This window comes from uncultured Eubacterium sp. (assembly GCF_937958975.1).
In the GTDB taxonomy this organism is placed as follows: Bacteria; Bacillota; Clostridia; order Lachnospirales; family Lachnospiraceae; genus Eubacterium_G.
Window position 1 is genome coordinate 65,522 of the sequence record NZ_CALGRE010000037.1, and the last position, 8,688, is coordinate 74,209.

Below are 8,688 nucleotides of genomic sequence, written 5' to 3' on the forward strand. Positions count from 1 at the left end.
AACGTAGAACTGTTACTTAATTTGAAACTTTTCCCATGTATTTTTATCATACATAGGGTCTCTGAAATGCCTGTAATTTGTATCTATGAGATTCTCTACTGAAAGCATTTTCCCCTCATATTTCTTAGGAAGTTCTACAGCTCCCGTCATATACATTTTCTCCTTATCGTGCTGATAAAACATAATTGCCGTTGGAGAAAAACTTTTCATATCTTCATATTCTTCCCAATCCGTCTCATACTTTTCAAAATCCGGAAAAGTATAGGACCAAACTCTGTCTGAAACCTGGTTACATTTTGTACTCTCTGCATCTAACTCACAAAACATATCCTCATCCTTAAATAACATACAATTTACTTCTAGTTTTTTATCCCAATCCTCCGGGACAGTAAAATATACCATCCTGCCTGCATCTTCTTTTTTCTCTTCACCTTCGGTGTAACAGACTGAGCCGATTTCATTTAAATAGGAATATGCCTGATTCATGTACCCATATTCTTTTAACAGTTTTATAGTATTGGTATATGTAGCAGGAATAAACAAGACAGCGCTTACGCATGTATCTTCATCATAATCACCACTCTTATTTTTTCTATAACCAATAGTAATTCCCAAAACCTTTTCTTCCGGCTTAGGCACATATATACCGTTCTTATCCACATCTTTCCTCAATGCACTTGCGATTGCAGCTATCTTAGTTTTGTCTTCATCAAAGTACAAAAACGAAATATTCATATCAAGTTCTGCCCTTGCAGCACTATATTGGTCTGCCGTAATAACATCATCATCCTCTTGGTTATCACGTGCAATATACCAGTTCAATTCCATCTCATAAATGTATTTCTCTGGAATTTTTTCATATGGATTATTCAACTTAGAATAATAATTGCTTGCAACAATTTTATCTATCAAATCCTTGGTATCTTTCTGGTCTCTATACTGATTATAGTGTCTTGTAAAATGCTTTCCATTTTTCAATTCATATGTAATATGCACTGAATCACAAATCTCATCACCATACACATAATAAGGTGTAATGGATAACAAGCCTTTTTGCTCCTGTATTCCATTGATTATAGCCTGATGCACTGCATATGCATCATTGATTATCTCTGTATCCTCTGTAAAACTCTTTAATAAATCCTTACCATTTATAATAAAACGCTCCTCATAGCCCATCCTAAAACTGACCGCTTTGATATCATTTTTATTGGGCATACGTTTCTCATAGCCTAATCCACCGGATGTCACTAAAAGTAAAAATGTCATCAGACACGCGAATACTGCACCACACTCCACAAGACTGGACTTAAATTGAGATAGTCCTCTGTGGAAAATAAGATGTAATAATATATTGGCTGTCATAATTGCTATGACCGCACCTACCACAAACCAAATATACTGTGACTTAATATGCTCTGCTCCAAGATAAGCACACATATATCCGATTCCAAAACCGGAAGCAAAGCATGTAAAAAATTTAATGACGATTTCTACTGCATTAAATGCAAATGCATTCTGTGCAGTTTCCGCTTTTCTCTTTCTACATAGAACAAAACAAGCTGATATCAATACAATAGAAAGCCCCAGCCACCAGACGATTCCCAGTACCTTACTGAAACTGAAATAGTTTGTGTAAAAAGAAGCCGATGGCACCAAAAAAGTAAATATTGTAATCGGTATTTCCTCTCTGGATAATCCCGGTATAACAGAAGGCGGGAAAAAATAAGCAATTGCTACACAAATTGGATATACTATATTAATAATTGCATAGGACATAATTACATCTACAACCGTTCCACAGCATAATGATATAAATGCTATAAAACTTACATTACCGATAATTGTTATAATCAAGACTCCAACAACTTTTGCAGTCGTAATAATTGCAAAATTACAACATCCCATAAGCGCTCCGATGAAACCGAATACAATCACCGGCACAATACATACGGCCAATGTCGATAGATATCTCATAAAAAACAATGTTCTTCTGCTGACCGGAAGGCTTCCAAAAAAATCGACCCTCCTCTTATTATGCATATAGGAAAATGCTTTTACTGACATAATAATGGAAAATACAATTGCTACCCCCGCAAAAACAGTAGACGGAAGATAATTAATTGCTTGTTTAATTCCTGAAATATACTCTTTAAAAGTTCCATAGCTATTGGCAACAACCATCATAAATATTTCTATCATTGGAAATGTCAGAAATAACAAAATCCAATAGGCAATGGAAAACGGAAGATTTTTTCTTAAAGACCACTTAAAAATTTCCAATGCTTTTTTGTTATTTGTGAATCCTGCATTATTTTCCATATCCTACACCCTCCATTTCATTAATAAATACTTCCTCTAATGTAGACGGCACAACCTCTATAAATGCCGGATTTAATAATCTTAGTTTTTCCATAACCTCTTCCAAATCACCTTTTATCATAAGCACATAATATCCTCCAACCTGACTTAATATCTGTGCATTAAGTTCATTGAATGTATCACCGTCGGGCTGTTCATTAAATGCCAGCTGTATTTTGTGCATTTTATTTTTCAATTCGTCGGTCTCCTTGTTTGTCACAAGCTTTCCTTTATGCAATAAAACGATTTTATCACATATATCATCTATTTCCCTCAAATTATGGGATGCAATAATACAGGTCATATTATTCTCTGTCACGTCTTCAATCAGCAGCGATTTTAGTGTCTTTCTAATCACCGGGTCAAGCCCGTCGAAAATCTCATCTAGGAACAAATATTTTGGTCTGGAAGCAAATGCCAATATAAGAGAAGCCTGCCTCTGCATTCCCTTACTCATATTGATTATTCTTTTATTGACTGCAATTGGAAACATTGCACATAACTGTTGGAACCGTTCCTCATCCCAGTTCTTATATATTTTTCTCATTAATTTTGCCAGATTTTCTACGGTACTATCATTGAAAAAATACGGATAATCTGCTATGTAATAACATCTCTCTTTGATTTCATGATTGTCGAATGCATCCTGACCATCAATTATAATTTTCCCACCGTCCGGCTCATATACTCCTGACATGGTGCGCAGCAATGTACTTTTTCCACTTCCGTTGCTTCCCGCAAGACCAAAAATAGTTCCCTCTGATATCTCACAATTTAAATTATTTATTGCGATGGTCTTATCAAACCTTTTTGTCAAATTATTTATCTCAATCATTCTCCCTTTCCTCCGCTAATAGTTTCATCTATAATAGATATCATTTCCTCTCTGCTGACACCTTTTTTATAGGCTGTTCCTATTGATTTTTTCAATTCTTTTTTCGCCTCAAGCTTTTCTGCCTCATTTTGTCCTAATTTATCCGAGATAAAACTGCCACGTCCTACTGTAGAATAAATATAGCCGTCCATCTCAAGCATCTTATATGCTTTTTGAACAGTATTTGGATTGATTCCCAACTCCGTAGCCAAAAGCCGAACCGGCGGAAGTTTTGTGTGACTTTTCAATATGCCAAGGGAGGCAAGCCGTACTACATCATCATATAACTGCTGATATACGGGTGTCCTAGACCCAAAATTTACGGTAAACATTTGTTTCCCCCTTTCCTGTGTAAATTGTACTATTCTAATTAATACAATTTTATAATACCGTGTATTAAAAAATTTGTCAAGAATAGAAAGAAGCGGTTGTGACTTTTGCTAGTAACACAACCGCTTCTTTATTCAAATCAATGCTGAAACAAAACAAATATCATCCCAGACTTTACAACTTTTCTAACAATTCTATTATTGTATCAACATTTTCAAAATTATCTTCATTCCGTTCATCATAAGGAATATCTATATCAAACTTATCCTCAAGACTTACTATCAACTCCATTAACTGCTTTGACTCCAAAAACTCAGCTATACTCATGTCCTCATCGTCCGGATCCCATAATGGATTAATCTCGCATAAAATTTCTATAATGTCATCACGCATAATTTTTTCCTCCAATTTTTTTATAAGAAATTTAACACTGATATATTTTTATCATAATATATGATTCGGTTCAATATCTTTACACTATTTTATTAAAAAATATATTCGTTTCAGCACTCGATTATACACTATTTCCATTTGTCTAAAAATTGTTCTTCCGTAATAATCTCTACACCGAGTTCTTTTGCTTTTTTATTTTTAGAAGAATTAGACAAAGAGTCATTATTAATTAAATAATTTGTCTTTGATGTGACAGAACCTGTAACCTTTCCCCCACGTTTTTCAATATATTCTTTTACTGCATTTCTGTTCGGAAAATGTTCCACACTTCCAGTAATTACGAATGTAATTCCATCCATATTCTGCTCACTCTTATTTTCTTCCTGTTCTATAAATGTCAGCTCTTCTAAAAGTCTATCTAGTCTACTATTATTCTCCTCATTATCAAAATATTCCGAAAATTTTTGAGCCATTTTTTCACCGATTCCGTCAATTTCTACTAACTCCTCCATTGTGGCATTTCTGATTTTATCTAAATTATTATGAAAATGTTTGCAGATTAATTTTGCATTCGCAAGGCCAATATTCGGTATTCCTAAACTATAAATCAATGCATTGAGTTCTACATTTCTTGACTTTTCCACCGATTGTATAAGATTATCATAAGATTTCTGTCCAAATCCGGAAGTTTCAATAATCTCATCTTTGTATCTGTCTAGTTTATAAATATCTGAAAACTCCTGTATATATCCCGCATCAATAAATTTTTCCAATGTTTCTTCTGATAACCCCTCAATATTCATGGCATTTCGTGAGACAAACAGTGTATATAATTTTATATTTTTTGCCGGACATCTTCTATTCGGGCAATACAATGTTTTTACACCATGTTCGTCCCGAATCTCCGTCTGTTTTCCACATGCCGGACACTCCTTCGGAACTTCTGCCATCCCACCTCTTGTAAGGTTTTCAGATATTTGCGGGATAATCATATTTGCCTTATATACCTTTATCGTATCTCCTTCCTTCAGCTCCAAATCCTCCATAATACTCAAATTATGAACGCTGGCTCTTGTGACGGTGGTTCCCTCTAACTCCACCGGTTCAAAAACTGCGACAGGATTTATCAGCCCGGTTCTGCTGGGACTCCACTCTATATATTTCAATTTTGTCTCAGCCTGCTCGTCCTCCCATTTAAATGCGATTCCGTTTCTTGGAAACTTTGATGTAGCTCCAAGAGATAATCCATATTCAATATCATCATACATCAGAACAAGACCATCCGACGGATAATCATAAGATTTGACTTTATCGGCAAAATAATCAACTGTTAACTTCATATTATCAGCCGTCACTTTTCTGTGTTCTACTACCTGAAATCCCTGCTCCTCTAACCATAAAAACTGTCTCATAATAGAATTTTGAAACGACATATCTTCTGCCTGAATTAACGCAAAGGCAACAAAATTTACATTTCTTTCTGCTGTGATTTCGGAATTTAGCTGGCGTACAGAACCGGAACAAAGATTCCTGGGATTCTTATACTTTGCATCTACATCCTCTATTTTTTTATTGATATTGTCGAAATCAGAATATTTAATAATAGCTTCACCTCGAAGCGTAAGTTTTCCTTTATACGGAATCGACAGCGGAATATTTTGAAATGCCCTTGCATTGGCAGTAATAACTTCACCAACCCTGCCGCTTCCCCGAGTGACAGCCTTAACTAATTTTCCTCCATCATAAGACAGAACAACGGTCAGTCCATCTAACTTCCACGATAAAAGACAAACTCTGTCCCCTGCAAATTCAGACAAAGCACCAACGTCCTTTGTCTTGTCCAATGATAACATAGGACTTTCGTGTTGTTCTTTTGGCAATTCACTGACAATTTCATATCCCACATTTACAGTAGGGCTATTTGCTAAAACAACACCACTCTCCTGTTCTAACATCACCAATTCATCGTACAATTTATCATATTCAAGGTTAGACATAATTTCCTTTGCCTCCTGATAATATGCACGATTTGCTTTATTTAACAGCTCTACTAATTCTTTTATTCTGTTTAACTTATTCATGTTATCTCCAATTTTTATAGATTAATTGCTTTTATTAATTCTGTCAGTTCTTCATCTGTAATATTTCTATATTGCCCCATCGGAAGATTTCCCAATTCAATATTCATGATACGAACTCTTTTTAGCTTTTGCACTTTATATCCTAACGTTTCGCACATTCTCCTAATCTGACGATTCAATCCCTGTGTTAGAATAATAGAAAATACATGCTTTTTTATTTTCTTCACAATGCATGGTCTTGTGACCTGTCCCAAAATTTCAACACCCGAAGACATACTTTCCAAAAAATCCTCTGTGATAGGTTTATCTACAAAAACAATATATTCTTTTTCATGATAATTAGAAGCTTTTAAAATTTGATTCACAAAGGTGCCGTCATTGGTAAGCAGAATCAGACCCTGAGAGTTTTTGTCTAATCGCCCAATAGGATAAATTCTTTTTTCATAATTAATATAGTCAATAATATTGTCCTTATTCGTCAAGTCAGAAGTACATTCTATTCCCACCGGTTTATTAAATGCCAAAAGGATTTGTTCTTCTTCCCTCTTTATTTGTCTGCCATCTATCTCCACGATATCGTTCACAGTAATTTTTTGTCCCATCAATGCCGTCTGATGATTGACTGTAACCTTCCCCCGCTCAATCAGTCTATCCGCCTCTCTTCTTGAGCAATATCCTGCATCACTTAAAAACTTATTCAGTCGTATTTGCTCTTGCAGACTTCTTTCCTTCTTAACTCTTTTTTGTTCCATAATATTCCTCTTGTATATTTCTTACCATATTATATAAAAAAAGAACGACAATTCCAACTGTAAATCATACAAATTGTAAAACTGTCATTCTTTTTTCTTTTTTAGTATCTTTTATTCATTTACCATTTTCTTAACCCGCATCATTGCCTTTTTCACAGCCGGTATAGATAATACAATTACTGTAATGACAGCTTCTGCCAAAATATAGGAATAGTTATATATAATTGGATATACAACTGTAAGACTCTTCGGGAAGTTTTCCGGCATATATTCCATCCAGTACAAATAACCGGCAATGCTTGCCATAACTCCTCTTGCCATAATTGCAACTACATAACCGATTACAAGACCATTTTTCTTTTTATAGAAGAATCCTGCAAGTCCCAAAACTGCAAATGCAAAAATGTAGTCAAAGCATACCTGCCAAAAAGAAAGTATGTATGTACTTCCTCCAAGAACAAACTGTAACACACTAAATATACTTGCCGAAAGTATCCCTATCTTTGGACCATACCAATATCCTATAATGCACACAAACAGCATACTAAAAAATGTTACGGAACCACCATATGGCAGACTAAATATTTTTATATTTGTTGCCACTACCGCCAATGCAAGCATCGCCGCAATACACACCAACTGCTTTGTGGATAATATTGCTGCTTTGTCCTTTTTAAAAAGAAATGCAGCTATTATAAGAGCAATCACCGCAATAATAACAATGCATGCCATAAGACCTGCCGTCGTAAGAGCATATGCTCCGTCTGCATCACTTAAAAAGAAATCCATAAATTTTTTCATAAAAAAATCCTCCTTGGTATTATAATATAATAACCACCAGGAGAACCCAAATAAACGATATGTTTTCTGTGAACTGCTTCCTTACGACGGTACTAACCGTATCAAGTAATAAGGGTCGATATACATCTCTCAGCCAAAAGGCACCCCTAGCGGTTTTTCTTTCAACAGAATATACTATTTTTTATTGAAAGTCAAGAATAACTGTCTTATTTGTCTGTAATAATTAAAAGACTTCCCTTCTCAACTTTTATATTTACCTTATTTCCTATAAATGAATTGCTTACGGAAAGAGTACAATCCGGTCTGAGCGTCACCTTATCTGTCGTGTACATCGCACCCTTGATATCTACACCTACAGCCTCTCCCCCCAATGAAAACACTGATAAATTCCCTTTTTCTTTTGGAGAAATTTCAATCTCACTATCTGTGATGACAAAATACTCATTCACAGCATCTGTCATACGAACTGTAACATTTCTCCTGGATGCGTATAGCATCGTTTGGATATTGGCAAATGTGTGGTCTATTCTCTCGCCACCCGTTCCGCCAAAAATTATAATATTCTGATATCCCATTTCCATAGCAAACTGAACGGCAAGCATCATATCCGTATCATTTTTTTGAACCTTATGCTTTATCACATGTTCTCCCTCCGGCACATATCCAAGAGAGTCAAAATCTCCAATAATATAATCCGGAGCTATTTTCAGCTCTAACAGCGTTTTCAGCCCACCATCTGCCGCAATCACACAATCATTATTCTTTTCATCTTTACTAAAATTGGTGCCGGAATTATCTCCGGCACCAATGATATAACATATTCCCTTCATATGAATCTCCCGACATTTTTTATTTAGGATTGTTTGCAGTAGTCTCTGGCGATTTCGTACTGTCATTCTTAGCTGCTGTCCCTTTGGCCTTATCTGCTGCTTCATTCATATCATCAAAATATTTTTTCAGTCTCTCATCAGAATCCTTAGCATCCTGATATTCCTTATCAACATCTTTCAGAAGTTCCTGGACATCGCTATCCTTATTTACCTCTGCCATATATTCCATTATCTCTTCCCCCGGGTCATTTTGTATATATACATTC

The 8,688-nt window shown here is 35.3% G+C and carries 9 protein-coding genes and 1 riboswitch; all 9 genes read right to left on the reverse strand.

Features of this window, described 5'->3' with window-relative positions:
- Positions 1–12 precede the first annotated feature (12 nt).
- Positions 13–2,322, reverse strand: coding sequence for an ABC transporter permease (locus Q5O86_RS06325; protein ID WP_302626301.1), 2,310 nt, complete (start codon positions 2,320–2,322; stop codon positions 13–15).
- Entirely contained in the window at positions 2,312–3,196 is an 885-nt protein-coding gene (locus Q5O86_RS06330; RefSeq protein WP_302626302.1) for an ABC transporter ATP-binding protein, read from the reverse strand. Before Q5O86_RS06330 ends, Q5O86_RS06325 begins: the two co-directional genes overlap by 11 nt.
- Positions 3,193–3,567, reverse strand: a complete 375-nt coding sequence (locus Q5O86_RS06335) for a GntR family transcriptional regulator (RefSeq protein ID WP_302626303.1) — start codon at positions 3,565–3,567, stop codon at positions 3,193–3,195. The genes Q5O86_RS06330 and Q5O86_RS06335 overlap by 4 nt, the downstream gene beginning before the upstream one ends.
- Positions 3,568–3,739: 172 nt before the next feature.
- Positions 3,740–3,958 carry a phosphopantetheine-binding protein gene (locus Q5O86_RS06340; RefSeq protein WP_302626304.1) on the reverse strand — a complete coding sequence of 73 codons (219 nt, stop codon included), beginning with the start codon at positions 3,956–3,958 and terminating at the stop codon, positions 3,740–3,742.
- Positions 3,959–4,086: 128 nt separating this feature from the next.
- Positions 4,087–6,039 carry an NAD-dependent DNA ligase LigA gene (gene ligA, locus Q5O86_RS06345; protein WP_302626305.1) on the reverse strand — a complete coding sequence of 651 codons (1,953 nt, stop codon included), beginning with the start codon at positions 6,037–6,039 and terminating at the stop codon, positions 4,087–4,089.
- A gap of 14 nt (positions 6,040–6,053) precedes the next feature.
- Positions 6,054–6,791 carry a 23S rRNA pseudouridine(2604) synthase RluF gene (gene rluF / locus Q5O86_RS06350; RefSeq protein WP_302626306.1) on the reverse strand — a complete coding sequence of 246 codons (738 nt, stop codon included), beginning with the start codon at positions 6,789–6,791 and terminating at the stop codon, positions 6,054–6,056.
- Between the two features lie 111 nt (positions 6,792–6,902).
- A complete protein-coding gene (locus tag Q5O86_RS06355; protein ID WP_368074748.1) occupies positions 6,903–7,592 on the reverse strand; it encodes an energy-coupled thiamine transporter ThiT in 690 nt (229 codons plus the stop codon).
- Positions 7,593–7,653: 61 nt separating this feature from the next.
- Positions 7,654–7,750, reverse strand: a riboswitch (TPP riboswitch).
- Between the two features lie 48 nt (positions 7,751–7,798).
- Positions 7,799–8,422 carry a thiamine diphosphokinase gene (locus Q5O86_RS06360; RefSeq protein WP_302626307.1) on the reverse strand — a complete coding sequence of 208 codons (624 nt, stop codon included), beginning with the start codon at positions 8,420–8,422 and terminating at the stop codon, positions 7,799–7,801.
- 19 nt (positions 8,423–8,441) lie between these two features.
- Positions 8,442–8,688, reverse strand: a 247-nt coding sequence (locus Q5O86_RS06365; protein WP_302626308.1) for a hypothetical protein, incomplete at its 5' end; no start/stop codon positions are given.